The 26574-nt window shown below is 61.6% G+C and carries 27 protein-coding genes; 10 read left to right on the forward strand and 17 right to left on the reverse strand.

The genetic code is table 11. The annotated features are described in order from the left end of the window. Positions 1 to 25 precede the first annotated feature (25 nt). Positions 26 to 1006 (reverse strand): GlxA family transcriptional regulator, encoded by a 981-nt coding sequence (locus HGO38_RS09575; protein WP_250955692.1) that lies wholly within the window; start codon positions 1004 to 1006, stop codon positions 26 to 28. 17 nt (positions 1007 to 1023) lie between these two features. Further along, on the reverse strand, positions 1024 to 1584 hold the full coding sequence (locus HGO38_RS09580) for an isochorismatase family protein (protein ID WP_250955647.1): 561 nt from the start codon (positions 1582 to 1584) through the stop codon (positions 1024 to 1026). 194 nt (positions 1585 to 1778) lie between these two features. Between HGO38_RS09580 and HGO38_RS09585 the strand changes: the two genes are divergently transcribed. Further along, positions 1779 to 2765, forward strand: coding sequence for a Gfo/Idh/MocA family protein (locus HGO38_RS09585; RefSeq protein WP_250955648.1), 987 nt, complete (start codon positions 1779 to 1781; stop codon positions 2763 to 2765). Positions 2766 to 2777: 12 nt separating this feature from the next. On the opposite strand, the gene HGO38_RS09590 is transcribed toward HGO38_RS09585, so the two are convergent. Together HGO38_RS09590 and HGO38_RS09595 are read right to left on the reverse strand one after the other, a co-directional pair. Beyond that, positions 2778 to 3140: a GtrA family protein gene (locus HGO38_RS09590; protein ID WP_250955649.1), complete on the reverse strand. Its 363-nt coding sequence runs from the start codon at positions 3138 to 3140 to the stop codon at positions 2778 to 2780. A gap of 11 nt (positions 3141 to 3151) precedes the next feature. Next, on the reverse strand, positions 3152 to 4147 hold the full coding sequence (locus HGO38_RS09595) for a glycosyltransferase (RefSeq protein ID WP_250955650.1): 996 nt from the start codon (positions 4145 to 4147) through the stop codon (positions 3152 to 3154). A 167-nt stretch (positions 4148 to 4314) separates the two neighbouring features. Here HGO38_RS09595 and HGO38_RS09600 point away from each other — a divergent pair, with 167 nt between their 5' ends. Then, entirely contained in the window at positions 4315 to 6150 is a 1836-nt protein-coding gene (locus HGO38_RS09600; RefSeq protein WP_250955651.1) for a hypothetical protein, read from the forward strand. Positions 6151 to 6199: 49 nt separating this feature from the next. On the opposite strand, the gene HGO38_RS09605 is transcribed toward HGO38_RS09600, so the two are convergent. Next, a complete protein-coding gene (locus HGO38_RS09605; protein ID WP_284739363.1) occupies positions 6200 to 6412 on the reverse strand; it encodes a hypothetical protein in 213 nt (70 codons plus the stop codon). Positions 6413 to 6568: 156 nt separating this feature from the next. Then, positions 6569 to 6832, reverse strand: a complete 264-nt coding sequence (locus HGO38_RS09610) for a spike base protein, RCAP_Rcc01079 family (protein WP_250955653.1) — start codon at positions 6830 to 6832, stop codon at positions 6569 to 6571. A gap of 137 nt (positions 6833 to 6969) precedes the next feature. Between HGO38_RS09610 and xseA the strand changes: the two genes are divergently transcribed. Both xseA and HGO38_RS09620 read left to right on the forward strand, forming a co-directional pair. After that, a complete protein-coding gene (xseA, locus tag HGO38_RS09615) occupies positions 6970 to 8583 on the forward strand; it encodes an exodeoxyribonuclease VII large subunit (protein WP_250955654.1) in 1614 nt (537 codons plus the stop codon). A 233-nt stretch (positions 8584 to 8816) separates the two neighbouring features. Next, positions 8817 to 9158: a hypothetical protein gene (locus HGO38_RS09620; protein ID WP_250955655.1), complete on the forward strand. Its 342-nt coding sequence runs from the start codon at positions 8817 to 8819 to the stop codon at positions 9156 to 9158. Between the two features lie 58 nt (positions 9159 to 9216). Here the strand turns inward: HGO38_RS09620 and HGO38_RS09625 are convergent, their stop codons facing one another. From HGO38_RS09625 to HGO38_RS09635, 3 genes are all read right to left on the reverse strand, one after another. Next, on the reverse strand, positions 9217 to 10470 hold the full coding sequence (locus HGO38_RS09625) for an aminopeptidase (protein ID WP_250955656.1): 1254 nt from the start codon (positions 10468 to 10470) through the stop codon (positions 9217 to 9219). A 96-nt stretch (positions 10471 to 10566) separates the two neighbouring features. Further along, complete coding sequence (gene ybaK / locus HGO38_RS09630) at positions 10567 to 11040, reverse strand: Cys-tRNA(Pro) deacylase (RefSeq protein ID WP_250955657.1); 474 nt, start codon at positions 11038 to 11040, stop codon at positions 10567 to 10569. Positions 11041 to 11042: 2 nt separating this feature from the next. Beyond that, a complete protein-coding gene (locus HGO38_RS09635) occupies positions 11043 to 11393 on the reverse strand; it encodes an ArsC family reductase (protein ID WP_250955658.1) in 351 nt (116 codons plus the stop codon). A gap of 312 nt (positions 11394 to 11705) precedes the next feature. On the opposite strand from HGO38_RS09635, the gene HGO38_RS09640 reads away from it, so the two are divergent. The 4 genes from HGO38_RS09640 to HGO38_RS09655 all read left to right on the forward strand — a co-directional run bounded on the left by HGO38_RS09640 (position 11706) and on the right by HGO38_RS09655 (position 15159). Beyond that, positions 11706 to 12602, forward strand: a complete 897-nt coding sequence (locus tag HGO38_RS09640) for a Tll0287-like domain-containing protein (RefSeq protein ID WP_250955659.1) — start codon at positions 11706 to 11708, stop codon at positions 12600 to 12602. Then, on the forward strand, positions 12599 to 14116 hold the full coding sequence (locus tag HGO38_RS09645; protein WP_250955660.1) for a mechanosensitive ion channel family protein: 1518 nt from the start codon (positions 12599 to 12601) through the stop codon (positions 14114 to 14116). The genes HGO38_RS09640 and HGO38_RS09645 overlap by 4 nt, the downstream gene beginning before the upstream one ends. Positions 14117 to 14488: 372 nt before the next feature. Beyond that, positions 14489 to 14734 carry a type II toxin-antitoxin system Phd/YefM family antitoxin gene (locus HGO38_RS09650; protein WP_250955693.1) on the forward strand — a complete coding sequence of 82 codons (246 nt, stop codon included), beginning with the start codon at positions 14489 to 14491 and terminating at the stop codon, positions 14732 to 14734. Beyond that, complete coding sequence (locus tag HGO38_RS09655; protein ID WP_284739372.1) at positions 14731 to 15159, forward strand: type II toxin-antitoxin system VapC family toxin; 429 nt, start codon at positions 14731 to 14733, stop codon at positions 15157 to 15159. Before HGO38_RS09650 ends, HGO38_RS09655 begins: the two co-directional genes overlap by 4 nt. A gap of 338 nt (positions 15160 to 15497) precedes the next feature. Here HGO38_RS09655 and HGO38_RS09660 read toward each other — a convergent pair whose 3' ends face one another. The 3 genes from HGO38_RS09660 to HGO38_RS09670 form a co-directional block, all read right to left on the reverse strand. Further along, complete coding sequence (locus HGO38_RS09660) at positions 15498 to 16607, reverse strand: siderophore-interacting protein (protein ID WP_250955662.1); 1110 nt, start codon at positions 16605 to 16607, stop codon at positions 15498 to 15500. 30 nt (positions 16608 to 16637) lie between these two features. Continuing rightward, positions 16638 to 17660, reverse strand: coding sequence for an ABC transporter substrate-binding protein (locus HGO38_RS09665; RefSeq protein ID WP_250955694.1), 1023 nt, complete (start codon positions 17658 to 17660; stop codon positions 16638 to 16640). A gap of 109 nt (positions 17661 to 17769) precedes the next feature. After that, a complete protein-coding gene (locus tag HGO38_RS09670; protein ID WP_250955663.1) occupies positions 17770 to 19923 on the reverse strand; it encodes a TonB-dependent siderophore receptor in 2154 nt (717 codons plus the stop codon). 159 nt (positions 19924 to 20082) lie between these two features. Between HGO38_RS09670 and HGO38_RS09675 the strand changes: the two genes are divergently transcribed. Continuing rightward, complete coding sequence (locus HGO38_RS09675; RefSeq protein WP_250955664.1) at positions 20083 to 20736, forward strand: TetR/AcrR family transcriptional regulator; 654 nt, start codon at positions 20083 to 20085, stop codon at positions 20734 to 20736. A 146-nt stretch (positions 20737 to 20882) separates the two neighbouring features. Here the strand turns inward: HGO38_RS09675 and HGO38_RS09680 are convergent, their stop codons facing one another. Further along, positions 20883 to 21068, reverse strand: coding sequence for a hypothetical protein (locus HGO38_RS09680; protein ID WP_250955665.1), 186 nt, complete (start codon positions 21066 to 21068; stop codon positions 20883 to 20885). Positions 21069 to 21225: 157 nt separating this feature from the next. On the opposite strand from HGO38_RS09680, the gene HGO38_RS09685 reads away from it, so the two are divergent. Continuing rightward, positions 21226 to 21918: a class I SAM-dependent methyltransferase gene (locus tag HGO38_RS09685; RefSeq protein WP_250955666.1), complete on the forward strand. Its 693-nt coding sequence runs from the start codon at positions 21226 to 21228 to the stop codon at positions 21916 to 21918. On the opposite strand, the gene HGO38_RS09690 is transcribed toward HGO38_RS09685, so the two are convergent. The 4 genes from HGO38_RS09690 to HGO38_RS09705 are packed head-to-tail and all read right to left on the reverse strand — an operon-like array spanning position 21908 to position 25759. Continuing rightward, a complete protein-coding gene (locus HGO38_RS09690; protein WP_250955667.1) occupies positions 21908 to 22717 on the reverse strand; it encodes an ABC transporter ATP-binding protein in 810 nt (269 codons plus the stop codon). The two genes, HGO38_RS09685 and HGO38_RS09690, sit on opposite strands and share 11 nt — an antisense overlap. Positions 22718 to 22725: 8 nt before the next feature. After that, entirely contained in the window at positions 22726 to 23763 is a 1038-nt protein-coding gene (locus tag HGO38_RS09695) for a FecCD family ABC transporter permease (protein ID WP_250955668.1), read from the reverse strand. Beyond that, positions 23760 to 24794: a FecCD family ABC transporter permease gene (locus HGO38_RS09700; RefSeq protein WP_502941527.1), complete on the reverse strand. Its 1035-nt coding sequence runs from the start codon at positions 24792 to 24794 to the stop codon at positions 23760 to 23762. Before HGO38_RS09700 ends, HGO38_RS09695 begins: the two co-directional genes overlap by 4 nt. Further along, positions 24791 to 25759: an ABC transporter substrate-binding protein gene (locus tag HGO38_RS09705; protein WP_250955669.1), complete on the reverse strand. Its 969-nt coding sequence runs from the start codon at positions 25757 to 25759 to the stop codon at positions 24791 to 24793. Before HGO38_RS09705 ends, HGO38_RS09700 begins: the two co-directional genes overlap by 4 nt. Between the last annotated feature and the right edge of the window lie 815 nt (positions 25760 to 26574).

Raw genomic sequence — 26574 nt, forward strand, 5'->3', positions numbered from 1 at the left:
AGACCATTCAAATCCTTGAATAGGTTCAGGCCTCATGGCGATGGTCGCGCCGGTACTGGCTCGGCGGTGCCGCATGATGCTCGGACCACACGCGTCGCAAATGCCGGGTTGACGAAAAGCCTGCGCGCTCGGCCACACTCTCCATGTCAAAACGGCTCTGCGACAACAGATCGCGGGCAAGCGCAATCCGGATCGTGTTGATATAGGCCGTCACCGCAAAGCCGCTATGCTCGCGGAACAGCCGCGTCATGTGCCGCTCGCTGAGTGCAGCGATGCGCGACAGTTCGCCAAGGCTCCAGTCGCGCGCCGGATCGCCCATCACGGCATCCTGCACCCGGTGGATGGCCGGATGGATATGGTTGCGGCCCGACAGCCAGGGCGACAGTTGCGGATCGGAACCGCTGCGCCTCAGATAGATGACCATCTTGCGGGCGATCGCCAGCGCCACTTGGGCGCTGGTCAGCCGCGCGACGATGTGCAGCATCAGGTCGATGCCGGTAGAGATGCCGGCGCTGGACAGCCGATTGCCGTCCTCGACATAGAGCCGGTTTTCCAGAACCTGCGCGGTCGGGGCGAGCGCCTTCAACTCGTCGATGCATTCGGCATGGGTGGTGCAGGCATGCCCCTCCAGCAGACCGGCCGCACCCGCCAGCAGCGCGCCCGAGCAGATCGTCACCAGCCGCATGTCCGCCGTCACCGCTCGCGACAGCCAGGCGGTGAGGCCGCGCAATTCCGGATCGGTGCCGAGTTCCTTTTCTCCCACCGACAGGCTGCCGGATATCACCAGCATGGCGCCGTGCGGCAGGGTATCCGGCAGCGGCTCCAGACCGTCCAGCATCAGCCCGATCGAGGTTGTCTGGCGGGGTTGCGCGGAAATGTAGCGGCACTCGAACCGGATCGCCTGCTGCTCGGCATTGGCATAGCGCAACACTTCCATCGGCCCCGCCACGTCGATCAGCAGGGTCTGCGGAGGTAGGAGGGTATAGACCGGAATGACCTCCGGCATGGGGTCATCCGGTTTCGTCAAGCGGCCAGCTTTCCGGCGGCCAGTGCCTCCTCGACGGTGGCGATGCGGGCAAAGCGGCCCTCCAGCACCAGCTCTGTCCGGGTGCGGATGTCGCTCGGCGAAAATGTCACGCCCGACGCGTGGGTCATCGGGAAGGTCAGCATGGCCTCGCTGACGAAATCCACGCTAAAGCCGATATCCGCCGCATTGCGGGTGGTTGTCTCGCAGCATTGTTCGGTGCGGATCCCGGAGATGATCAGGTGGCCGATACCTCTTTCGCGCAGCCAGTCCTCAAGGCCGGTGCCGATCAGGGCCGAGTGCACGTTCTTCTGGAAGGTGACATCCGCCGGCACCGAAAGTTCAGCCAGGGTGCGCACGAAACCACTTTCCAGCGTGAAGGGACCGTCACTGTCGACATGGAAGACCTGCACGACCGGGATGCCGGCGGCCCGTGCCCCGTCGATCAGCGCCTGCTGTTTCTCGACGAAGCCTGAAAGGTCGTCATTGGTCCAGAACGGGCATTGGCGAAAGGATTCCTGCACGTCGATGACGATCAGTGCGGATTTGTCTGCGGACATTTTGAGCTCTCCGTTGGGTTGGAACGATATCGCAATGTATCCCTTCATTCAAAGCGCAAAAGCAGGTCTTCGGACGAAGAGAGGACATTTTAGGCCAAACACGAGGCAGCATTCGTAAAGTGCCGGAACGGCGGCGCATTGCACGCCTCAATTCCTTCGCCTAATGTCCGGCCAAAATCTGTAGGAGGAAGCCAATGCTGCGTTTTGGAATTCTGTCGACCGCCAAGATCGGTCGTGAACTCGTCGTTCCGGCCATTCAGGATGCGGAGAACTGCGTCGTCACCGCCGTGGCCAGCCGCGACATCGCCAAGGCCCGCGCCATGGCCGACCGCTTCGGCGTGCCGCATGCCTTCGGCTCCTACGAGGACATGCTGGCGTCCGATCTGATCGACGCTGTCTATATCCCGCTGCCGACCTCGCAGCATATCGAGTGGTCGATCAAGGCCGCCGATGCCGGCAAGCATGTGCTCTGCGAAAAGCCGATTGCGCTCAAGGCTTCCGATATCGACCAGGTGATCGCGGCACGCGACCGCAACAAGGTGCTGGTCTCGGAGGCCTTTATGGTCACCTACACCCCCGTCTGGCACAAGGTGCGGGAATTGCTGCAGGCCGGTGCCGTTGGCCGTTTGCGCCATGTGCAGGGCGTCTTTACCTATTTCAACCGCGATCCCGGCAATATGCGCAATGTGCCGGAACTGGGCGGCGGCGGACTGCCGGATATCGGCGTCTACCCGGCCATCACAACGCGTTTTGCCACCGGCCAGGAGCCGCTGCGGGTTCAGGCCGTCACCGAGCGCGATCCGGAATTCGGCACGGACATCTATTCGAGCGTCAAGGCGGATTTCGGCGATTTCGAAATGAGCTTCTACATCTCCACCCAGATGGCCAACCGCCAGTCCATGGTGTTCCACGGCACCGAAGGTTTCATTGAGGTGCGCTCGCCCTTCAATGCCGACCGCTGGGGTGCGGAAGAGCTGGAACTGTCCAACCGCTCCCATACGGAATCGCAGATTTTCCGCTTCCAGGACAGCCGCCAGTACAAGCGCGAGGCCGAGGCCTTTGCGCGCGCGGCGCAGGGGGAAGTGCAGGAGATCGTCACGCTGGAAAACTCCAAGGCCAACCAGGCTTTCATCGACGCCATCTACAGGGCGAGCGACAAGGACGGCTGGGAGCCGGTCTGAGATCGTGCGCTTTCAGCGGTTGCGCAGAAAGCGCGAATAGGCAAACAGGCCGAACGCAATCGCCGCCAGGCCCGACAGGGCCTGGGCCGTCAGCGGGTTTATCGTCGGCAGCGATGTCAGCAGTGCGACCGACAGCAGCACGCTGACGATCGCCGAGATCGACCCCGCCGATGCGTAGCGAAAGCCCTGCCCCCTGATGGCGGCGACCTGTCCGGCGCGCAGCAGGCCAAAGAACAGCCAGCAAAGGCCGACCGTGGCCGCCATCGACAAAAGGCAGGCGGTGATCGGCCCGAAAGGTTTCAGCGACAGCAGGCCGCGGAGCAGCCCTGCATCAAGGGCAAAGCCGAAGCACAGAAAGAGTGCGAACCGCAGCATCGGAAATGCTCTCAGGCGGCGTCAGCCTTGGGGCGCTTTGGCGATTTGCTGACGGCAGTTCTGGCCGCGACGGGCTTTTTGGCCGGCGCCTGGGCCATATAGTGAATGCGAAGCTGCTCGGCCCGCGAGCGCGCCACCGAATCAAGAATCGTTCCCGCCGTGAAGAACAGGAACGACATCATCATCAGCGCCATCGAGAACACCCATGTCGGCATGCGGCTGACGAGGCCCGTGGTGAAATATTCAAACAGCACCGGCGCCATGAAGACCAGGCTGGCGGCAAGAAGGCCGGCTGCGAACACGCCAAAAAATGCGAAAGGCCGTGTTTCCTTCATCAGCATGGCGAACATCCACAAGATCTTTGCGCCATCCTTGAAGGTCGAAAGCTTGGAATGGGAGCCTTCCGGCCGCCGTCCGTAATCGAGTTCCAGCTCGCAGACCGGAAGCTTGAGGCGCGAGGCATGCACCGACATTTCCGTCTCGATCTCGAAACCGCCGGACACGGCCGGAAAGCTCTTCACGAAGCGACGGGAAAAGGCGCGGTAGCCGGACAGGATATCGGTGAAATCGGCACCGAACAGAAAGCGATAGAGTCGATTGAACAGCCGGTTTCCAAAGGCGTGGCCGTTGCGTCCGGCATCGTCGCGCACGCCGCGCCGCGTGCCCACCACCATGTCGGCCCGCTCGGTCAGCAATGTGCGGATCAGGTCTTCGGCGTCCTCCGGCGCATAGGTGCCGTCGCCATCGGCCATCAGGTAGATGTCGGCCTCGATATCGGCAAACATCCGACGCACCACATGACCCTTGCCCTGGCGGCGTTCGCGCACCACCGTTGCGCCAGCCAGCATGGCCTGCAGCGCCGTTCCGTCCGTGGAGTTGTTGTCATAGACATAGACCCGCGCATTCGGCAGCGTTTCACGAAAGCTGCGCACCACCGCACCGACCGTCGAAGCTTCGTTGAAGCACGGCAGAAGTACGGCCACATCAGGATAGTCAGCTGCGCTCATGATCTTTACTCGAAACAATGGTGACAGGCCGACCCATCACGTAAGCCGGAGAGGCTTTACTATTTCTTGATAAGGTTAAGGCTAGGTTTCGGGGGCCGACCGGATTGGAAAAAATATCGCCACGGGATGTTTCGGCACTATCCGCGTGACGTTCGGGAGCTGGGTCTATGGTGGAACAACTGGCGCATCCGATGCGCAGCAAGCCCCTGTGGTCGCGCCCGCAACTGGCCGTGCCGCTCTATTGCCTTGCCGTCATCCTGGCGATTGCGCTCTTCAACCTGCCCTTTGCAACCGACTATGTCGGAGCCGACAACGACGATGCGATGCGGCTGGTGGAGGTGCGCGACTTCCTGGCCGGCCAGAACTGGTTCGATATGACCCAGTATCGGCTTGGCCTCGACGGCGGCGTGCTGATGCACTGGTCGCGGCTGATCGACCTGCCGATTGCCGGCTTGATTACAGGCTTCGGCCTTGTCCTGCCGCCCGAGCGCGCCGAAGCGGCGGCGCTGCTGGTCTGGCCATTGTTCCTCATCGTGCCGCTCATGGCCAGCATGGCGCTGGCTGGGTTTCGCATCGGCGGGCCCAAGGTCATGCATGTCTCGCTGGGCATGACGGCGCTGTTGATCCTCACCAGCAATCGCTTTCTGCCGGGCGCCATCGATCATCACAATGTGCAGCTCGTGCTGGTCGCCTTCATCGCGGCCATGCTGGTTGACACTGCCTATCGCGTTGCCAGTTTTGCGCTGGCCGGGGCGGCCTGTGCCCTGGCGCTGGCCATCGGCGCGGAGACGACGCCGCTGGTGGCAGCCGTCTGCCTGGTCGTTGCCGTGTTATGGGCCTGGCATGGCGAGACATTCCGCGCCGCCGCCGCCGCCTTTGCGCTGACGGTGTCGCTGGTCGTCTCGTTGATCTTCTTTTCAACCGTGCCGCCGCGGCTCTACACCTTCATCACCTGCGACAGCCTCTCTCTTGGCTATTACGGCATGACGGCGATCGGCGGTTCGCTGCTGTTTCTCTCGTCGATCTTCGCCAGCCGCCTCGGGCGCAACATGCGGTTTGCCATTCTGCTGGCGGATGGCGCGGTGCTCGTCGTTTCCGCTTTGGTCCTTGCCCCGCATTGCCTGCGCAATCCGCTCAGCGATCTCGATCCGATGCTGGTGTCCCTGTGGCTGAACGGTGTCACCGAAGCGCAGAACATTGCCGGTCAGGCCCACCGTGATCCCGGTTCGCTCGGCGGCTTTTATGCGGTCGGATTGTTTGCCATGGCGATCTGCCTGTTTCGCGCCCTTAGCAAGGATCGCGCCGAACTGCATGCCATTCTGCTGGCGCTGATTTCGGTGTGCTGGATCATCGCCCTTGTCCAGGTCCGCGGCGCGGTATTTGCCAATCTACTGGCCGTCCTGCCGCTGTCCTTGCTGATCATCGACCTCAGGGGACGCGCGGCCGAGGATCCCGACGATCTGAGCGCCGGGTTTACCTATGTGATGAGCGTGCTGCTGGCGGTCCCCGCGGTCTGGGCGCTGGGTGGGGTCTTCCTGTCGGAAGGCACGGCCGGTCTTACCAATCGGGCCCGCGAAAGTCGGGTTCTTGGTTCCGGTTCCACCAAGGCCGACTGCATCTCGGGGCAGGCGCTTCGGCAACTGGCTCTCCTGCCGCCCGGAACGGTGGCGGCTCCCTCCGGCAGCGGTTCACCGATCCTGCGCTTTACAGGTCATCGTGTCCTGTCTGCCCCATATCACCGCAACCAGGGCGGCATGCTGACCGAACTGCATATCGGCCTGGCCACGCCTACGGAGGCCGAGGCCTTCATCCGCGGCGGTGGCGTGTCGATCATCGCCTTCTGCCCGTCGGATCCGCAGACCGGCCGTCTCGTCAATCTGAAGCCGGATGGGCTTTATGCGACCTTGAAGCGGGGAGAGGTGCCTGCCTATCTCCAGCCATTGCCGGCGGTCGATGATTCCGGCCTGACACTCTTCACGGTCAAGCCGCCGGCAAGCCAATAGGCTGGGCGGCGGGAGCGGTCTTGGGAGTTTGGGCTGTGGTTCTGGCCTGTCAGGCCATGCGCTGCCGCTCGAAGAAATACAGTGCCACGACGAGGTCGAGCAATCCGACATTATAGCCGGCAATGGCGATCAGCAGGGGCGAGAAGCTTATAGGTCCGGTCGACAGGAAGGCCGCCAGCGCAAAGGTCGCGCCGATCAGCACCGCAACGAGGGCAATGGCGAGAGCGCTGCGCATCGATGCCGCAGCAATTCCAATTGTCATAGCCGTAACAAAAACCACTCGATCGGCTCCTCTGTAACCTTGAGCGTGCACAATAGGCCACTTTTATTAACGCATCGCTTATTCGGCGAGGGCCTTTGGGACAGTCCGGCCAGCCTGGCGGACCCGCGACTGTCCCGCAATGACACGCCTTTAGGCTCACACCAGACCTGCCAGAGAACTGGCGGTCGTGCCGATCGAAAGCACGCGGCTGACCCGAAGCGGCAGCAGGCTGCCGGACGGAACATCGCTGAAAATCAGGGATGCGCCGGACACCATCGTGACGGCGAGGTCACCGCCCTGGCCGACATAGATGGCGCGCGTGGTTTCCGCCAGGTCGAGATCATCGTCAGGCGTGATCGGAAAGCCGGAAAAGGCCGGGCCGGCAAGCGATGGCTGAACATTGGAAAATCGGTCTGTCATGGACAACTCCATTGGGGGTGAACGTCTGCATCCGCCGATTATCGCGCAGCCCAAGTCAAGGGGGAAAACCCCGTTGAAAATTTTCCGAACGGCGAGCCCCCTGCTGCACGAATGCGATGGATCGGCTACAAACTCCCATGGCTAATTTCTTCAGCGATGATTCGCCCACCAATGTCGCCGAATTCACCGTCTCGGAACTGTCCGGCTCCATCAAGCGGACGATCGAGACGGCGTTCGACCATGTGCGGGTGCGCGGCGAAATCTCCGGCTATCGCGGTCCGCATTCCTCGGGCCATGCCTATTTTGCGCTGAAGGACGACAAGTCGCGCATTGACGCGGTGATCTGGAAGGGCAGCTTCTCCAAGCTGAAGCATCGCCCGGAAGAGGGCATGGAGGTGATCGCCACAGGCCGTATCACCACCTTCCCAGGATCTTCGAAATACCAGATCGTCATCGACACCATCGAGCCGGCCGGCGCCGGCGCGCTGATGGCGCTGATCGAGGAGCGCAAGCGCCGCTTCACCGCCGAGGGCCTGTTCGATCCGGCGCGCAAGCAATTGCTGCCTTTCATGCCCCGCGTCATCGGCGTCGTAACCTCGCCGACCGGCGCCGTCATCCGCGACATCCTGCACCGCATCGCCGATCGTTTTCCCGTGCATGTCGTGGTCTGGCCGGTCAAGGTGCAGGGCGAGGGCTCGGGCGATGAGGTGGCCAATGCCATCAACGGCTTCAATGCGCTTCAGCCGGGCGGTCCGATCGCCCGTCCGGATGTGCTGATCGTGGCGCGCGGCGGCGGCAGTCTCGAAGACCTGTGGAGCTTCAACGACGAAGCTGTGGTGAGGGCAGCAGCGGCCAGCGCCATTCCGCTGATCTCGGCCGTCGGCCACGAGACCGACTGGACGCTGATCGACTACGCCGCCGATGTGCGCGCTCCGACGCCGACGGGGGCAGCCGAAATGGCGGTGCCGGTCAAAGCCGACCTCGAAGCGCAGATTGCCAATCTGTCGGCCCGCCTGTCGGGTGCCTCAAACCGGCAGATGGATCAGCGCCGCCAGAATCTGCGGGCGCTGGCCCGCGCCTTGCCGTCGCTCGACCAGTTGCTGGCTTTGCCCCGCCGTCGCTTCGATGAGGCGGCCGGCGGACTCGGGCGCAGCCTCGAACTCAACACCATGAACAAGCGCCGCAGCTTCGAGCGGGCGTCAGCGCGCCTCTCGCCCGACATGCTGGCGAGACGTATCATCGAGCGTCGCCAAAGGCTGAACGAGCGTGCGGCGACGGCCGAGCGCATCATCGAACGGCAGATCGGCCGGCTTCGCGCCCGCGTCGACGGCGCCGATGCAGCCCTTCGCGCCCTGCCGTCGCGGCTTTCCTCGCAGCTTGGCCGGGCCCGCGACCGGCTGTCGAGCCTGGCGCAACGCGCCGATGCCGCCATGGCCGGCGAAACCCGCCAGCGCCGCCAGATGGTGACGGCCCATGACCGCATGCTGCAGTCGCTGTCCTACAAGAATGTGCTGATGCGCGGCTATGCCGTGGTGCGCGATGCCGAGGATCGTCCGGTATCGCGCGCCGCCGCCTTGGAGAGTGGCGCGGCCGTCGCCATCGAATTCGCCGACGGACGCATCGCGGCCGTAACGGGGGCGGGCGATGGCGCTCAACTTGCCGGCAGCATGCCCAGCGCTGCCAAGGCCTTCACAGCCGCAAGACCTCCGAAAAAAGCCGATCCGCCGGCCGGGCAGGGGAGCCTGTTCTGACGGGCGGGCGCCACGTCCTTGTGACGAGGAATGGCTTGTCGCTGACCTGTTGGAAATGCGCAAAATAGGTAGGCAGCAACCGGTCGCTCGGCCTACTGATGATCTGGCCGGGTTGTTTGCGCGCATTTCTCATCATCGACAGTTGAAGGATCCGCCCTTTCAAAGTTTGGACCCAATTCCCATGTCATGTGAAGGCGTGCGGGCCTTGCCCACCCTATGAAGGAGATTTCATCATGAGACGAACCACCATTGCGGTGATGGCCGGCGTTCTGACGGCAACGTTTACCGCTGCGCCTGTCCTTGCCGAGCAGTCGCAGCTGTCGACCATCCTGTTCGGCAAGATCTACAACGACAATGTCACGACCCATCAGATCCGCATGTCGCGCCATGATGACGACGGTGTCTTGCCGTCGGCCGCTCTCTATCCGTCGACGGCCCGCATCACGCAGGCTCAAGCCGAAGCAAGCCAGGATCCGTCCCTGCGCGAAGCGCTTGCTCAGCGCAAGATCGCCATCCACAATGTCATCTGGGTGCAGACGGCCGCAAGCGGGGGCAAGGTCGTCTACTATCGTTGATCCGACCTTGAAGCGTGCTCCGACGCCGGCGGATATCCGCCGGCCACCTCGACAGCAGTCAGGCCCATTCACCCTTGCGCATCACCGGCACCTTTGACCCGTCGGCCCGCACGCCGTCGATATCCACCTTGTCGGAGCCGATCATCCAGTCGATATGGATCAGGCTGGAATTGCCGCCCTGCGCGGCAATCTGCTCCTGGCTGAGCGATGCCCCGTCCAGGAAGCATTTCGAATAGCACTGGCCGAGCGCGATGTGGCACGAGGCATTTTCGTCAAACAGCGTGTTGTAGAACAGGATGCCGGACGCCGAGATCGGGGAGGAATGCGGCACCAGCGCCACTTCGCCGAGCCGCCGTGCGCCCTCATCCGTGTCGAGAACCTTCAGCAGCACTTCCTCGCCGCGCGATGCCTTGGCCTGGACGATCCGGCCGGCTTCGAACCGCACCTGGATATTGTCGATCAGCGTGCCCTGGTGCGACAGCGGCTTGGTGCTGGAGACCGTGCCTTCGACCCGCAGAGCATGCGGCGTTGTAAAAACCTCTTCGGTCGGGATATTCGGATTGCAGGTCACGCCGTTCTTGGCCATCGACGCGCCGCCATGCCATTCGTGGCCGTCGGCGAGCCCCACCGTCAGATCGGTGCCGGGGCCGGTGAAATGCAGGGCCTCGAAGCGCTCGCCATTCAACCAGCTGGAGCGTTTGCGCAGATTGGCATTGTGCTCTTGCCAGGCAGCGATCGGATCGGCCCGGTCGACGCGCGAGGCCGCAAAGATCGCATCGGCGAGCTTGGCGACAGCCATCTCCACCGGCACATCCGGGAAGACCAGCTTTGCCCAGGACGGATTGGGATAGGAGCAGATGTTCCAGTTGATGTCGAAGTTGGAGATATATTCGAGCGCCGGCTTGTAGGCGATCGAGTTGGCCTTGTTGGCGCGCGCCACCTTGGCTGCGTCCTGGCCGGCCAGCAGCATCGGATTATCGCCGGCAATCGCCAGCCGCGCCGCCCCGCCGGCATAGGCCTTCGCCATGCCCTCGTAGAGCCAGCCGGATGCCTTGTCGAAACTCTCGTCCGGCGCATGGGCATACCGCGACAGCGTTGTTTCCTCGTCGGAATAGAAGGTGGTGACGATGCCGGCACCGGCCATATAGGCATGTTTGGTGATGTGACGAACCAGCGGCAAGGCGGCCAGCGGCGCGGTGATCACCAGATCCTGGCCCTTCTGCAATTGCAGTCCGACCTTCACGGCCACTTCACCGAGTTTTTCGAGTTTGACGGGATCGACGATCTTGGAGAAATCGGGCGCAATTGTCATGGGGATCTGCCACTATCTTGGTTATGGTGCGCATAGACTTAATGGGCTTTGCGGCGAAAATGAAGATTGAAGACGGGAAAACACCGCCGTAACTGTTCAGGCGACGATTGCCGTGGCAATAGCCCCTAGTGCCTTCAATGCATCCTTGGGATCGAGCCGCACCTGCAGGCCGCGCTGCCCGCCGTTCATGTAGACATACTCTTCGCTGAGCGCGGCGATCTCGATAACTGTGGGCACCTGTTTCTTCTGGCCGAACGGGCTGATGCCGCCGACCACGAAGCCGGTCAGCTTCTCGGCCAGCGCCGGTTTCATCATCGCCGCCGATTTGCCGCCGAGCGCCGCCGCCAGCTTCTTCATGCTGACCTCTTGGTCCGAAGGCAGCACGACGCAGACCGGCTTGCCGTCCAGTTCGGCCATCAGCGTCTTCAGCACCCGGGCCGGATCTTCGCCAAGCGCTTCCGCCGCCTGCATGCCGATCCGCTCGGCATGGGGATCGTAGTCATAGGTATGGACGGTGAAGGCAATACCGGCTTTGGTGAGAGCTTGCGTGGCGCGCGTGGTCTTCGACATCGCTACGCCCCGAACTCGGCGGCATAGATCTCCGGCTTGAAGCCGATCAGCAGCGTGCCGTCTGCCTCGAGCACCGGACGCTTGATCATCGACGGCTGGGCCAGCATCAGCTCGATCGCTTTGGCCTGGTCGAGGTCGACCTTCGCCTCATCGGGCAGTTTCTTGAAGGTCGTGCCGGCGCGGTTCAGCACCGTTTCCCAGCCGGCCTTGGCGGTCCAGGCTTCCAGATGCGCGCGGTCGATGCCCGACGCCTTGTAGTCATGAAACCGGTAGGCGACCCCATGATCGTTCAGCCACGCCAAGGCCTTCTTCATCGTGTCGCAATTCTTAATGCCGTAGATCATGGCGGCCATGGGATCGGTCCTTGTCGATACGGGGCGGATAACGCGGCGGGAAGCTCCGACGCACAGAGACTGAAATATCAAACCACGGAATGTTCGCAAGCGGCACACTGTCACGGTGGTGTCCGCCGCGTCCGAAAGTGAAGGATTGGCGCATCGAACGTGGGGTTTCCTTGAACCTGGTTTGCGGACCGCCTGCCTCTTTTAAAAATGCCCACATTTGGACGGCGCCACAGATTGCCACGGGCCAGTCAACAGCTATGCTGCATCGCAACGACATGTCTTGTCGGTATGCCAGTCGCACGCGCGGCTTCCGGAGGCACAATGCGCATAGAATTTCGTCTCGGCCTGATCCTGGCCGTCTGTTTCGTTTTCGGCCTGCTGATTGCCGGCTATATCTCCTACACGCTGGAATTTCGCCAGGCGCGCAGCGAGGTGAACGAAAAATCCCGTGTCCTCTTGGAAATGGGCATCGCCATGCGCAACTACACGAGCAGCCAGGTGGCGCCGCTGGTCAAGGCGCTGGGATACGATGAGTTCCACCCGCAGATGGTGCCTTCCTACGGCGCTCAGACCACGCTTGGCATTCTGCGGGAGAGGTTCCCCGATTATCGCTACCGCGAGGCCTCGCTCAACCCGACCAATATCGATGACCGGGCCAATGATTGGGAAGTCACACTGCTGCAGAATTTCCAGGACGATGCCGAGCTGAAGGAACTGTCCGGCGAAGTGGGCCAGGCGGGTGAACGCCGCTTTTATCTCGCAAGGCCCCTGCGCATGCCGAACGAAGCCTGCCTGCAATGTCATTCCACGCCGGAGGTGGCTCCTGCCTCGATGGTGGCCAAATACGGCAACAACGGTTTCGGCTGGAAGATGGGCGATGTGATCGGCATGCAGCTGATCGAGGTACCGGTGGCGGGACCGAACGGCCAGGCGGCCAAGAGCCTGGCGGTCACCATCGGTGCGCTCACCTGCGTCTTTACCCTGTCGCTGGCGATCTTCCTCCTGCTTCTGCGGCGCTATGTCACCCATCCGCTTGAATCCATCACCCGCCAGACCATAGAGACCAGCCTCGGTGCCGATTGGCAAGGTGCCGAACCGCGCGTTCGGATGAACGGCCAGTTCTATGATCTGGAGCAGTCGATCTCGCGCCTGCGCATCAGCCTCAACGAGGCCCTGCGGCTTTTCCCGGATCTCGGCGGCAGGAAGAAAGAGCCATGAGCTATCTCCTTTCGGCGCTGCTGGTCGCCGCGACCGCCCTGGTCTGGCTGCTCTTCGTCACGCTGGCGCCCGACAGCGCCGATTGGGCGCCGGTGCTGCGCGACGCCGCCTCTTTCCTAACGGCGCTCAGCGTCGCACGCTTTGTCGAAGTGCTGGTCAGCACCCTGGTCGACGATTCCGACGGCAACAGCCGTACGACGGATCTCGTCAAGGTCATGAGTTCGATCGTGATCTACATTGCCGCCATGCTGGTCTGGCTGCATTACGGCATGGCCTTCGACATCACCAGCCTGCTGGCCACATCGGCCATCGTCTCCCTCGTGCTCGGCTTTGCCCTGCAGAACACGCTCGGAAACCTGTTTTCCGGATTGTCGCTGGAGCTGGAGCGGCCGCTCCGGGTAGGAGACTTCATCCGTAAGGGCACGGTCGAGGGCGAGGTGGTGGCGCTCAAATGGCGCTCGATCTTCCTGCGCACGCCCAATGGCAGTTCCATTGTCTTGCCCAACAGCACCTTGGCGACGGATGCGGTGGAGGTGGTCCGGCGCGGCCAGTCGGTGCGCACGGCGGTATCCTTCCTGGTGCCGGACCGGATCCCGCCGATGCGCGTGTTCAAGGTGGCGGAGGAGGTGCTCGACCGCGGCGTTCCCGGCGTCGCCGAGGATCCGCTGTCGTCCGTCGTCTTGATCGGCCCGGAGCCGGAGACCGGCACGATGCGTTACGCACTGCGGTGCTACACGACGAAGCCCATCGATACGACATCGCTTGCCTCCCGGGTTCTGACGGCGCTGTGGTACGCCTTCGACCGCCAGGACATCCCGATGACCGGCGAGAGCCGTGACGCGATCGCACCCGCGCTGCCGCAGTCGCCGGCCTTCCTTGGCAACCTGGCCGGACTTGGCCGGCTTCTGCGCTTCGGCCCCGGCGAAACCGTGCCGCCGCAACTGGCTGGCTTCGTCGTCGACGGGGGCCTCCATGAGGAGGTGCTGAGCCACGAGATCGATCTCGATGCGGAACTGGCGCCAATCCTGGGTGCGGTTTTTGGACCCAACCGGCTACCGCTCATTCCGCCCACTGCGATCCGCCACATCGCCCGGCAGGCTGCGCTGTTCCTTGGCCCCGTCGCCTTCACGCTCGCTGATCACTATGGCAGCCTGACGACGGATCCCTACCTGCTCTACCACGCGCTCGCCTCGCGCATTCCCGATGCGCTCGACCGGCAGCGCTTCCTCTCCAACGCGCCCGACCGTCCGCTCCGCCATATCTCGCCCGGTGATGCCTTCGGCTGGGCCAGCCGCCTGCAGGTGGAGACGATCGCCACGCGCAAGCGGACCGTCGTCTATTCCGCAGATCTCCTGGTTCTGGACGAAGCCGCCGCGGCCATCCTGGCCGATCATCCCGAGGGCGAAGCGCTACGGGCCCGTATCCTTGCCTCTTCGCCGCTGTTGGAAGCGCTCGGGCCGGAACTGTTGGCGGTCAGGCTGGCGAAGAATTCTGGCGAGCCTGTGGAAAGCTGAAGGTCAAGCGACAATGAGGCTGCCTTGGACAGCCCCGTTGTTATTGGATATTTTTCCGTCGTAAGGAATTGATTTTACTGCGGAAAGATTCCGTTTCGGTCCGCAGCGCCGTGACCGGGGTCGTCCAAATATATCATGTTGATTTTGTTGGATTTTTTTGGAAGCTCAGTGTGGAAAAAATTCTGTGAGCTATCGGTATCTATCGACCGCTTCGCGGTGAGACATAGACCTCAAACCTCGCATCTTTTTTCACCTGATAAAGTACCGTCAAAATCGACGAAATCAATATGCCGCATCGGCAAACCTCCTGCTGGAATTCTTAAGCTCGATCTGCTACATGACTATCTACATGGTCAGGAGTGTGACAGGCATGTGATCAATCTGGCGGATGCCAAAGCCCATCTGAGCGAACTGGTCGAACTGGTCGAACTGGTCGAAGCGGGCGATTCGATCGACATCACCCGTCGCGGTAAGCCAGTCGCTCGGCTCACTGCGGTGGAAAGGCCCCGCAAGCCGATCGATGCGGCACTGCTTCAGTTGCTGACGGCAGCGATGCCGCCCCAATCCCAGAGTGCTGCCGATCTCGTGCGTTCGATGCGGGATGTTGATCGCTACTGAAGCTTTATCTCGATACGTCGCTGATCGTTGCGGCGCTCTCCAACGAAGCAATGACGCCGCGCGTTCAGGCCTGGCTGGCGGAACAGGACCCGGCGCGGCTCCTGAACAGCGACTGGACCTTTACCGAGATGTCGTCGGCTTTGGCAATCAAGCTGCGGACCGGACAGATCGCCCTCGAGCCGCGCGCCGCGGCGCTCGCCATGTTCAACAAGCTCGTCGCCGAGAGTTTCACCATGCTGCCCGTGACGGGCGGTCAGTTCCGGGCGGCGGCGAGGTTCGCTGATCAGCATGCTCTTGGGCTGCGTGCGGGAGACGCGCTGCATCTCGCCATCGCGTCGGAGCAGGGCGCCACAGTGTATACGCTTGACCAGCGGCTGGCTGAGGCCGGGCCAGTGCTTGGTGTCCCCGCGCAGTTGCGGGCATGATCCGGGCCTTCTCCAGCTTGGCCAGTCCGTTGGGGAGCCGCCATGGCCAGTGACTGGTCCGACGAGCAGAACGACGCGATCGTGGCGGATTATTTCGCGATGCTCGCTGACGACATCGCCGGGCGACCCTACAGCAAGTCTGAGCATAACCGCCTCCTCCAGCCGGTGATCGATCGGCCTCGCGGCTCGATCGAATACAAGCATCAGAACATCAGCGCCGTGCTCATCAGCATTGTACTTTGCGGGGTCTCCAACCTCAACTGCATGTCCGTCTGGATCGTAAGAACGAAATACGCGCTATCCCCATGCTGTCAGGCCGATGCGCCACCGCATGATCTTCATTGCGGCAGATATGCGTTCGCCCCCGTGGCGATGATTTCTTCTTCGCTGAGGTGCCTATGCCAGTGCGAGTAGAGCACGAAGCGATCGCGGGAAAGCGCGATATCCTTCTTCAGGTGCCGATGAATAGCGCTGAACGCCCGGTGCTCGCATCCGCCCCAGACAAAGACCGTATCGAGCGCCTCGGGCCATTTTATCGTGCGGATGCTATCCTCCAGCAACGCCGTCGTGCCGGCGTCAGCGCCGTTGCGGTGCAGCCAGACGACCGCCATGCCTGCCGGACAGTGAAGTGGTAACTCGTCTGTTTTCGTGTCCACCTCAATGAACGCATGACCGGTCGCGGTGGCGGGCAGGGTTTGAAGGATCCTGGCGATACCCGGCAAAGCGGTTTCATCTCCGACCAAAACATAGAATTCTGCGTGTTTGGGACCATTGGCGGCGGGACCGAGGATGCCGGCAAGATCACCCGGCCGCGCGTTAATGGCCCAACGGGTTGCTGGGCCGGGGTTGGCGTGAAGGGCAAAGTCGATTGTGATTTCTTGGGCTGCTGCATCGATATGCCGGATCGTGTAGACCCGTGTCGGAACAGCTTTGTCATCCGGCCAGATGACATGGCCGCGATGATCGAGCATCGGCCATCGGGGTTTGGCTGTGCCACGCGGCTGGAATATGAGTCGACAGTGGAACTGGTCGTTTCGATCGTACCGCTCGAGGTTCTCCCCCCGGAACACGATGCGGCGGAAGCGGGGAGCAATGTCTTCGACGGATTTCACATTCAGGATGCGCAGATCGGCGGGTAGGGCCGGTTCGGCATGATCCCCTTCCCACTGAATTTCCAGCTTTTCACGGGCGGCGATGAAGCCAATCGGCCCGACGAGCGCATGCTTTAGCCGATTGAGACCGCCTGGATCCGTTGCTTCGGCCGTCAGTTTGAAGCCGTTTCCGGTCGCTTCGAACGTGGCAGTGCCGAACGGTGAGCGGATATGATGAACTCCAGCGGCTTCTTCAACAGTCATGTCGTGGGTCGCGATCGATTCGACGATCGGCTCCACGTATTTGCTGATGTTCGCAAATTGTACCGTTGCGCTTGCGCGATATCGTGTGTTCATGACCAGTGACATCCGGATTGCTCGTTGAACTCAGATCGAGGCCCATAACGGTCCCTCGATGGGGAATGCCGCGAATTCGCGGTTTATGCGGTCGAGGATGGCCGCAGGGTCGAGATCGACGCATTGCTCGGGGTGCAGCCATTTTGCGGTTTGGGCTACGAACAGGATGTTGAGCGGAAGATTGGTGATCAGCCCGGTCCATATCCCATGAACGCGCTTCGCGCGAACGCTTGGCAAATGGTCGAACGCAGGCCTTCCGTCGATCAGGCGCTGTAAGCCTTGCCGGCCCAGGGCGGGGTCGATACCAGGCCCGATCGCGGGGCGGCTTCCCGAGGCCCATCCACCGCCGGATGCGATGTAGACGTCGTGGGGCGTGGACAGCAGATATTCGAGCGAGAGCTTTTCGAACCAGGGCGCGGTCACGCCTGGCAAGGGTTGCCCGCCGGCAAGTGCCAGAAGATCGCTCCAGACCTTCCGCCCTGCCGCCCAGCAGCAATCGTCAAGGGTGGACTGGACCTCCAGATAGGTCGTGACCGGTGTCGTGCCTGCAAAGCGTGCCGTTATCCCTGCCAATTCTCGTTCAAAGAACGAGACAAACGCATCTGCCTTTGCCGATGCGCCGAGGAGTACGCTCCACATTTTCATCGAGTTCTTGAGTTCGGAAGCAGGATCGGCGGTCTGCGCGCCGGCAATGGTATTGCTCGATGCATCACTGAAGACCACGGGAATGCCGACTTGCTTCAGCCTTTCTACCATTGGGTCGGCGCCACCCTGCGGCGTCATAAAGGCGGTCGTGACAATGAGGTCTGGCGCGAGGCCAATCAACCCTTCAAGTGAAACGGTATCGGGAGACTGCTTGCCGACGGTGCTCACCGGATGGCCGTTCAGCAGGCGCTCTTGCAGCCGCTCGCTGTCGATCCGATCGACAGCCGCCCAGCCGACGACGAGCGAGGCGGGATCAGCATGCAGGAGGGACATGGTGAGGAGATCGTGTGCCTCAAGAAGGATGATCCGTCTTGGCAACGCCGGAAGGCGCACTTCGCGCCCAGCCATATCCGTCACTGTCAGTGGTTGCTCCGCTGCCGCCGGCCGGGTCCCCGAAAGGATGCCGGCCGCCGCGATGGAGGTACAAAAACGGCGTCTTGTTAAAGTCACTGTCGCCTCACCACTTGTATCTCAGGCCGGCCAGCACCGTCCTGCCGTTCCCGTACTGGCAATAATATTCGGAACTGCAGGAGGAATAATATTCCTTATCGAGCAGGTTGGTGACGTTGAGCGTTGCCTGAAGCCCTTTCAGGCTTGGGTTCCTCGCTCCAAAATCGTAGCGGAGCGCTGCGTCGAGCAGCGTGTAGCCATCCGCCTTCACCGTATTCGCGTCATTGCTGTAGCTGGATCCGACGAAGCGTAGCCCCCCGCCAATGCTCAAACCATCCAGCGCGCCGGTGTCGATGGTGTAGTTTGCCCAGAGCGAACCGTAGTAGCGCGGGACGGCCTGCGGACGGTTGCCAATGATCGACGCATCGCTGGATTTAGAAACTTCCGTGTCGAGCAGAGAGATTGCGCCAATAAGTTCAAGATTGCTGGTGAGATTTCCTCTCGCTTCGAATTCTATCCCACGAGAATGAATTTCTCCCTGCTGTGTATACGAGACCAGCGTGGAATCGTAATAGACCACGTTCTGTTGGCGAATATCGAAGGCTGAGAGGGTCAGGAGTACATCCAGCCCAGGTGGCTGGTACTTGATGCCAATTTCATATTGCTGCGCTTCCGTTGGCTTGAACGGATTACCATCCGCGCTCGTGGTGGTGGACGGCTCGAACGAGGTGGAGTAACTGGCGTAGGGAGCGATACCGTTATCGAACAGATATAGCAGCCCTGCGCGATAGCTCGTTGCGTTGTCAGACCGTTCAGCCGACGTTCCGGAGACGAAACTGTGGGTGTCCTGGTCTGCCCAGTCATGACGTACCCCAAAAACGCCTCGAAGAGCACCGAACTCGATCTGATCCTGCACATAGACGCCAGTTTGGCGAAGGGATTGGTCGTTATTATAGTAAGTTACGAATGAACCCACGGACCCACCATCATAAACTGGGTTCGTGACGTCGAGAGAGGAAGCGCTACCAATCAGATATTGCCAACTGCTATCTGAATGCTGAATGTCCAGGCCTGTGAGGAGTGTATGTTGGACAGCACCTGTTTCGAACTTGAACTCGGCCTGGTTGTCGAAGGAAAAACCTGAAACGTCTTCGATCGAATGAACGGCCCAGCGGGGAATGATGCCGGTGCTCGACATCGCGCCGTTCATTTGAAGTGATTGCATGTCGAGATCCATACCGGAGTAACGGAAGTTCGATCTAATCGTTATCTGTTCATCGAACCTATGCTCGAACCGATAACCGACGCCATATTGGATGCTCTCGTAAGCGTCGTAATTCGGATCGCCGACATTGAGATGACGGCTCAAATAACTTGCATAGCCTGCGGGTGCCAGGAATTTCGGATAAAGAGAGTTGAAATAGCCGCCATCCGGGTCCCGCTGGTAATAGCCGGACATGACGAGCGATGTATCTGCATCCGGCTGCCACTTCAAAGAGGGTGCAATTCCGATACGTTTCTCATCGACATCATCATAGCGCGTGCCGGAGGAGCGGCCAACGACCCCGATGCCATATTGCCATGTTCCATCGGTTGTAATCGGCCCGGTCGAGTAAATACCGCTCTGAAGCCGCCCGTGGGTTCCAGCCTCAAGCCTCACCTCGTTTGATTGGACGTCTGATGGTTCTCGGCTCACCTGATTGACGAGACCTCCAGGGCTGATTTGACCGTAGAGAAGCGCCGCTGGTCCCTTCAGCACGTCAATATGATCGAGAAAGAACGGATCGATGGACGGTATAGCGAAACCCTGTCCGCGCGGCAATTTCAGGCCATCTAGGTAGTTGACGGCGTTGGTAGCTGTACCAAAACCGCCGAAACCGCGAAGAAACACGGAATCATAGCGGGAAACTGTATCTCGATCGGAAAGGACGCCGGCCGTATAACGCAGCGCCTCGCTGACTGTTTGAGGGTTCTGGTCGTCGATCTGCTTGCGCGTGATGGTCGTTATGGATTGCGGTGTCTCTGCGACAGGTGTCACGGTCTTGGTCGCGGACCGGGCCGACTTTACGACAATGCTACCAGACGTGTTGTCGGCCGCTCGATCACCGTAGATTGTAATAGGCGCCAACTGTGTGCTCTGGTCTTGAGCCCAGGCTTGGTTGACGACGAGGAGAAAGGTCGATGCTGTCAGTATCTGTTTTAAAGAAATGCTGTGCTTCACGAAACGCCCCCATGGTCGAAGCTTGCAGTATCTAGTAGGCTATTAAATCAAACGGGACCGTCCTGTCTAGATAATATGAGTAGGATTCTCGACTTTTATATTGGTAATTTCGGCGACAAACTCCAAAGGAGTCGCCGGGAGAACGGTAAGGGAGAAACAATGACATTGCGGAAATCGGAGACGCTCGCCAGATCAGGCCGCCCTCCCAAAGAAATGCAGAATGCGGCGGCTGAACGGATCATAGAGACAGCGACGGTGCTTTTTGCCAGCAGGGGGTTTGCCGGCACATCGATGGAGCAGGTCGCTTCGCAATGCGGGGCAGGAAAGGACACGGTCTACAGGCGCTTTCCCTCAAAAGTCGCTTTGTTCGAGGCCGTTGTTGAACACGCACACAAGCGCGCGGTGGCGCGGCTTGAGGACTTGCCACCCATGGAAGGAGATGCACTAGAGCGCCTGCAGGCCCTCTTGCGGGAACTCCTGCACATCAACATGGAGGCCGATCTGATCGCCTTGAAGCGCATCACGTTCAGCGAAGCTGTAGTGTTCGAGAAGAATGCACCAATCCCACCCCAACCGGATCCGATCATGTCCCGATTGGTCCACGCAGTAGGTGAGGCACAAGATGCGCGAATGATTGCCGATGGTGACGCTGACGCAATCGCCAGCCATCTGATCCACTGTCTGGTCGCGCTGCCGACGTCATCAGCAATGATGGGTAGCGGCGACTTCGACACGAGGGAGGCTGTCGATGCACATTTCGATCGGACGTGGGGTTGGCTCCTCAAGGGAGTAACGCTCCAGATCAAATCTTAAGCTGGTTTCCCGCTGTGTGTGAACTACCCCCGTAGCTGGGCGCAGGATCTCTCAAAGATGTCATTGGCCCGCTACCATAGTTTGTTCGGCCGGAGCCGCTCCTGCCGATTGATGACCAATCAACTCAGCGAAAAATCCGCCCAGGCTCATCGGATCACGGTGTATTCCCGTTCGACGATCCGCCCATCCCGCATGACGAGGATCTGGTCTGCAGGCCGGATGGTCGAGAGGCGGTCAGCAATGATGAGAGTGGTGCGGTCGACGATAAGCTCGTCGAAGGCCGCCCGCACATGGGATTCGCTCGCCGTGTCAAGATGCGAGGTCGCCTCCACCCTATCAGTTCATGTCGCTGTCTGCGGAGAAGGCCAACGGAAAATCAACAGGGAGGATCAAATGGATTGCTGCGGCATATCTCTTTGGGATGGAAACCATCAGCAAGACAGGCTAAACCCTACAAACTTGATTTTCCACTCATGAAAAGGCGTCGTGATGAGTGTTTCCGAAATGAAGCAGGCAGCCACCATTTCCACCTGGTATATCGATCCGGATGCCGAGGATGCGATGGCCGATGGCCATGCCCCGATCTGGCGGCATCTGATCGGGCTCGTCCCGGAGATCGATCTCTCCCGCCAGGCCGTGCTCGATTTCGGCTGCAACCAGGGCGGCTTCCTGCGCCATCTTCATGCGCTGCGTCCATTCCGGAAGGCGCTGGGCGTGGATATAGCGCGCCAATCGATCGACAAGGCCAATGCGCTGAAGGGCAATCTGCCGATCCAGTATCAGACCGATACGGCCCTTGTCGGCTGGGCGGACGAGTTCGACATCGCATTCAGCCATGAGGTGGTCTATCTCGTCGAGGATATTGCCGGCCATGCCGCCGATATGATGCGGGTGCTGAAGCCCGGTGGCGTCTATTATGCGGTCACGGGTTGCCATACCGACAATCCGCTGTGGCCGGCCTGGCGCAAGCTGGTGGCCGAGCGCACGAATACCGTGGTTCAGGACCGCTCGGTGACGGATTATGCCCGCGTCTTTGCCCAGGCCGGTTTCTCCGTCTCCGCCCGCAAGCTCGAATTCGACGGCTTCGTTCCCTATCAGCCGGGCGGCTGGACGCCTGACTATGCCACTGCGCTCGACTATTACACGCAGACGAAGATCGTCTTCCGGCTGGTCAGGCCGTAGCGGTGGACGTGTGCCGCTCCTGACGGCGCTGCAGGTGCACGTCGAAATGCGGAGGGCCATCGGGAGAGATCTGCACGAACTGTCCTTCCACCCGGAACACCCGCTCGATCAGGCCGCTTGCGGCCAGATCGGCAGCGACGCCGTCGAACACCACGCGGCCCTTTTCCAGCAGCGAGATGCGGTCGCAAATCGACATGGCCTGGTTGAGGTCGTGGATCGCCATGATCACGGTGACTCCGCGTTCGCGGCTCAAGATGTGGACGAGATCGAGCACCTCGATCTGGTAGCCGATATCGAGAAAGGTCGTCGGCTCGTCGAGCAGCAGGATCTTCGCTTCCTGCGCCAGCGCTGCCGAAATCCAGGCTCGCTGGCGTTCGCCGCCTGAGAGCGCGCTGAGGCTGCGCTGGGCCAGTCCCGCCAGGCCGGTGCTTTCCAGCGCCCAGCCGATTGCCTCTTCGTCGCGCCGGACATAGCGGCGAAACAGCCCGACATGGGCAAAGCGGCCCTGCCGCACCAGTTGCTCCACCGTCATTTCGTCCGGCGCCGTGGGCTGCTGCGGCAGGAAGGATAGACGATGGGCAATCTCGCGCCGCGTCATGGCGGAGATCGGCGCCCCGTCGATCAGCACGGTCCCTTCGATGGGCTTAACGAGGCCGGAAAGGCCTTGCAGCGCCGTGCTCTTGCCGGAACCGTTGGGGCCGATCAGGGCGCGGATCTCGCCGGGGGCAAGCGAAATATTGAAGCCATCGAGCGCCTTGCGCGAGCCATAGGCGATCGACAGGTTGGAACAGGAAAGCATGGCGGGCCTCATGGCGTTTTGCGCAACAGCGCAACGAGAAGGGGAACGCCGCAGATCGCGGTGACGACGCCGATCGGAATTTCTTCCGCTCCGCCCGCCAGACGACCAGCGAGATCGGCAAGCGTCATGGTGATTGCCCCGAGCGCGATGGTCAGCGGCAGGACGAGAGGGGTATGCCGCCCGGCCAGAAACCGCGCCATATGCGGCACGATCAGGCCGACGAAGACGACAGGCCCGACAACGCCCACGGCACTGGCGGCCAGCGCGCAGGCAATCAGCAGCACGACGGAAAACTGCGTCCGGTAGGAAAGTCCGAAGGAGCGGGCGACGGTCGCATCAAAGCGCAGCAGTTCGAGCGGCCGGCGGATGACCGGCAGGATGGCTAGCCCCGCCACAGTGAAGGGCGCCAGGAACAGCGCATGCTGCCAGCCTCTGGCATAAAGGCTACCGGCGAACCATTCGAGCAGCACTTCGAGGCGGCCGGAGCCCCAGCCGGCCATGAGGCCGATGCCGATGGCATGCAAGACCGCACCGACAGCAATGCCGCAGAGCGTGATCCGCAGCGGCCCGAGATCGCGGCGGAAGGCGATGAGATAGATGAAACCGCCAGCCGCAAGGCCGCCTGCGGTCCCGACCAGAGGCAGCCAATGCACAGGCAGTTCCTGCAAGGTTGTGGAGCCGGTGTCATGGATATAGACCGAGAATACCAGGAACGCGCTGACGGCCAACATCGCGCCCTGCGACACGCCCATCAGCGAGGGATCGGCCAGCGGATTGCGGGTGATCGACTGCAGGAGCAGGCCAGCCAGCGCGAAGTGGATGCCCGCCAGCATGCCGGTCAGGATGCGCGGCAGGCGGATATCGAGGATGATGGCGCGCGCTTCCGGCGAACCGTGGCCCAGAAGCGCAGATAGCGTGTCTGACGGGTCGAGATCGACCACGCCGAGGAAAATGGCAAGCGCCAGCGAGAGGAGGACGAGCGCTGCGAGAAGCGGCAGCAGATAGGCCTGCCGCGCCGTGCCGGGCCTGCTTGGAACCGTGCTCATGCTTCCCCCGCAAAGGCCGATGTGCGCCGCTGGACGAGATAGATGAAGATCGGTCCGCCGATCAGCGCGGTGACAATGCCCACCGGAATTTCCTTGGGCAGCGCGATGCTGCGGGCCACAAGATCGGCCGTGACGGTGATCAACCCGCCCATGGCGAGGTTGAGCGCGATCGACCATGCCGGCCCAACGGGCCGCATGAGGCGCACGATATGCGGGGTTGCCAGTCCGACAAAAGCGACCGGGCCCGCAACGGGCGCGACCCCGGCCACGGGCAGGGCGGCGATGATGAGCAGCAGCGGTTTCCACAGCGCCAGATTGAGGCCCATGCCGCTGGCGGCCTGATCGCTGAGCGCCATGATCTGCAGCACGCGATGACAGCAGAGCGCCAGGACCGTTCCGCCCAGAACCCAGGGCAACATCTGCAGGAGCTGTGGCCAGCTTCGGCCCTGGAAGCCGCCCGAAAGCCAGAACAGCAGGGAGGGCACCTGCGGCCCGCTTAAGAGAAGGATGTAGGTGGTGATCGCGCCGAGAAACAACGACACGCTGATGCCGGCCAGCGCCAGATGCAAGAGCCGGACAGTGCCGCCACGGGCGATCCAGAACGTGACGGCGGCGGCAGACAGACCGCCGGCAAGCCCGATCAGCGGATAGAAGACGGAGGAGAGCGCCGGCAGGAAGACGAAACAGGCCACGATGGGCGCGACCGCGCCGGCACTGACGCCGGTCAGGCCGGGGCCGGCCAACGGGTTGCGCGTCAGGGTTTGCAGCAGATAGCCCGAGACAGCCAGGCCGGCGCCGCCGGTGAAGGCTGCAAGGCTGCGCGGCAGCCGCAGCGTCCAGACCAGGATGGAGTCGAGCTTGCCATCAGGCCGAAGCAGCGCAGCAAGCGCTGCCTCGGTCGAAAGCGGCTTTGTGCCGAAGGTCAGGCCGGCGGCGATGACGGCGGCGGAGACGGCCAGGAGGGCCGATATCAGCACCACCGCGCGCGCGCTGTCGGCCCTCAAGGGGCCGACGCCGGACATGGCTGTCATTGCTGCAGGCTGGCGGGAATGAGCTTGCTCGCCTCGGCCCTGATGTCGACGGCCGGGAAGGTCTGCGGGTAGAGGTAATGGGCGGCCTCGCGCAGCACGAGTTCCCGGGCGATCGGGCCGTTGGTTTCCACCCATTCGTCGCCGACATAGATGACGCGCCCGTTCTTCACCGCCGACAGCTGGCTCCAGATCGGGTTGTTTTCATGGGGGCGATTGGGACCGCTATCCATAACGAAGATCACTTCCGGATCTTTTTCCAGCATGGTCTCTAGGCTGATTTCCAGGCCGAACTTACCGCCGGGCGTCATCGGCCCGGCGATATTGTCGCCGCCGAGTGCGGCCACTATGGAGGCGGCGGTGTTTTCCGTGTGAAAGGAGAACGGCGTATCGCCGCCCCACATGATCTGGAAGCGGGGATGCTGGTCCTTCGGCGCCTTCGCGGCGAATTCGTCGAGGTGCTTCTTGAAGTCTGCGTTCAGGGCGGCACCGCGCTCAGGCTTGCCCAGCACGTCGGCAAGTTGCGCGACCTCGGTGTAGCTCTCGCTCAGAAGCTCCATGTTGTAAGTCATATAAGGCGCGATCTTCTGCAGCGCATCGGCATTGCCGACCGTGTAGCGCTTCATGGCGACGATCAGATCGGGCTTGGCTTCCGACAGAAGCTCGAGATTGGGCTTGGCGCGCTGACCGATCTGCTGGATGTCTTTGGTCAGCCCCAGCAGGTAATCCGGATGGCGATCGGCGACCATGTAGGTCGTGGCCACCGGCTTCAGCCCAAGCGCCAGCGCCACATCGGTCGCGAAGAAGGAGACCGATGCCACACGTTTCGGCTGCGCCGGAACCTGAACCGCGACGCCGCGCTCATCGATGAAGGTACGGGTCTTGGCGTCTTCCGCATGGCCGGCGACCGCGCCGGCAAGGCATAGGGTAACGGTAAGGCCAAGGGCCAGTCTTGAGATTCCAGGCATGCGCAACGCTCCATTGATGTTGGTTGCGCGATGATTATTCCGTTAACATGACTATTGCAATCATGTTTTATGCGCTCATTTGCGCTTGTCGCTAAGTCAGGTTTGGATCGCAGTTTACCCGTGAATGGGCAGAGCTTCACGCTTTGCTGCGAGCAGCACCTCGATCGGGTTTCCATGCTCGTCGATGGCGCGGTACAGGGAACGCCACTTCCGACCCATCAAGTTCTTGGCCATCGTCTCAGTCAATATTCCTCGTTGACGAAAATAGTCTGTGCTTCCCTGGCCTAGCGGCCGTATTGCGCAGACGATCTGGAGATCGTTCCCCTGTGGGAAGGGGCCGAAGGCTTACGTCTCTGGCCGGCTCGGGCCTTCGAGGCAAACGCCTTTCCGTCCGGCGACCCCCCGCTGCTGCCGACATCGTTGGTGGACGAGATGGCTGTGGACCATGCTACCGGCATGGAACTGATGCCTTGGCCCGGCTGCGGATTTGGTCTCGGTTTCAGCATTTTGCGCGATCCCGTAGCGGCGGGCTTTCCGGAACAACCCGGAACATGGCGCCTTGGCGGAGCCTACGGTCATTCGTGGTCGGTTGATCGCACGAACAAGCTCACAGTGGTCGCCTTCACGAATTCGGGCCTGGAGGGCCAGTCACCCGGCGGTCGGTTCCCTGCTGACCTTTCCAAGCGCTCTAGGACCGATCGACATTCAGGATTCCCAAATCACTTAATCGCTGATTCATAGAGCGCCGTGTTGAGCACGGAGGGCTGTCATGGTGGTGAAACGGTATGAGTTGAGCGAGGCGCAATGGTCGAGAA

Source organism: Rhizobium sp. CG5 (assembly GCF_023701945.1).
Lineage (GTDB): Bacteria > Pseudomonadota > Alphaproteobacteria > Rhizobiales > Rhizobiaceae > Allorhizobium.

Bases quoted from the DNA above. Each gene is read 5' to 3' on its own strand.
- HGO38_RS09590 (WP_250955649.1), bottom strand. From the start codon at position 3,140: ATGCTGCGGTTCGCACTCTTTCTGTGCTTCGGCTTTGCCCTTGATGCA.
- xseA (WP_250955654.1), top strand. From the start codon at position 6,970: ATGGCTAATTTCTTCAGCGATGATTCGCCCACCAATGTCGCCGAATTC.
- ybaK (WP_250955657.1), bottom strand. From the start codon at position 11,040: ATGTCGAAGACCACGCGCGCCACGCAAGCTCTCACCAAAGCCGGTATT.
- HGO38_RS09645 (WP_250955660.1), top strand. From the start codon at position 12,599: ATGAGCTATCTCCTTTCGGCGCTGCTGGTCGCCGCGACCGCCCTGGTC.
- HGO38_RS09595 (WP_250955650.1), bottom strand. From the start codon at position 4,147: ATGAGCGCAGCTGACTATCCTGATGTGGCCGTACTTCTGCCGTGCTTC.
- HGO38_RS09685 (WP_250955666.1), top strand. From the start codon at position 21,226: ATGAGTGTTTCCGAAATGAAGCAGGCAGCCACCATTTCCACCTGGTAT.
- HGO38_RS09620 (WP_250955655.1), top strand. From the start codon at position 8,817: ATGAGACGAACCACCATTGCGGTGATGGCCGGCGTTCTGACGGCAACG.
- HGO38_RS09600 (WP_250955651.1), top strand. From the start codon at position 4,315: ATGGTGGAACAACTGGCGCATCCGATGCGCAGCAAGCCCCTGTGGTCG.
- HGO38_RS09660 (WP_250955662.1), bottom strand. From the start codon at position 16,607: ATGAACACACGATATCGCGCAAGCGCAACGGTACAATTTGCGAACATC.
- HGO38_RS09580 (WP_250955647.1), bottom strand. From the start codon at position 1,584: ATGTCCGCAGACAAATCCGCACTGATCGTCATCGACGTGCAGGAATCC.
- HGO38_RS09705 (WP_250955669.1), bottom strand. From the start codon at position 25,759: ATGCCTGGAATCTCAAGACTGGCCCTTGGCCTTACCGTTACCCTATGC.
- HGO38_RS09635 (WP_250955658.1), bottom strand. From the start codon at position 11,393: ATGGCCGCCATGATCTACGGCATTAAGAATTGCGACACGATGAAGAAG.
- HGO38_RS09575 (WP_250955692.1), bottom strand. From the start codon at position 1,006: ATGCCGGAGGTCATTCCGGTCTATACCCTCCTACCTCCGCAGACCCTG.
- HGO38_RS09625 (WP_250955656.1), bottom strand. From the start codon at position 10,470: ATGACAATTGCGCCCGATTTCTCCAAGATCGTCGATCCCGTCAAACTC.
- HGO38_RS09610 (WP_250955653.1), bottom strand. From the start codon at position 6,832: ATGACAGACCGATTTTCCAATGTTCAGCCATCGCTTGCCGGCCCGGCC.
- HGO38_RS09675 (WP_250955664.1), top strand. From the start codon at position 20,083: ATGACATTGCGGAAATCGGAGACGCTCGCCAGATCAGGCCGCCCTCCC.
- HGO38_RS09640 (WP_250955659.1), top strand. From the start codon at position 11,706: ATGCGCATAGAATTTCGTCTCGGCCTGATCCTGGCCGTCTGTTTCGTT.
- HGO38_RS09665 (WP_250955694.1), bottom strand. From the start codon at position 17,660: ATGGCTGGGCGCGAAGTGCGCCTTCCGGCGTTGCCAAGACGGATCATC.
- HGO38_RS09605 (WP_284739363.1), bottom strand. From the start codon at position 6,412: ATGACAATTGGAATTGCTGCGGCATCGATGCGCAGCGCTCTCGCCATT.
- HGO38_RS09695 (WP_250955668.1), bottom strand. From the start codon at position 23,763: ATGAGCACGGTTCCAAGCAGGCCCGGCACGGCGCGGCAGGCCTATCTG.
- HGO38_RS09585 (WP_250955648.1), top strand. From the start codon at position 1,779: ATGCTGCGTTTTGGAATTCTGTCGACCGCCAAGATCGGTCGTGAACTC.
- HGO38_RS09700 (WP_502941527.1), bottom strand. From the start codon at position 24,794: ATGACAGCCATGTCCGGCGTCGGCCCCTTGAGGGCCGACAGCGCGCGC.
- HGO38_RS09690 (WP_250955667.1), bottom strand. From the start codon at position 22,717: ATGCTTTCCTGTTCCAACCTGTCGATCGCCTATGGCTCGCGCAAGGCG.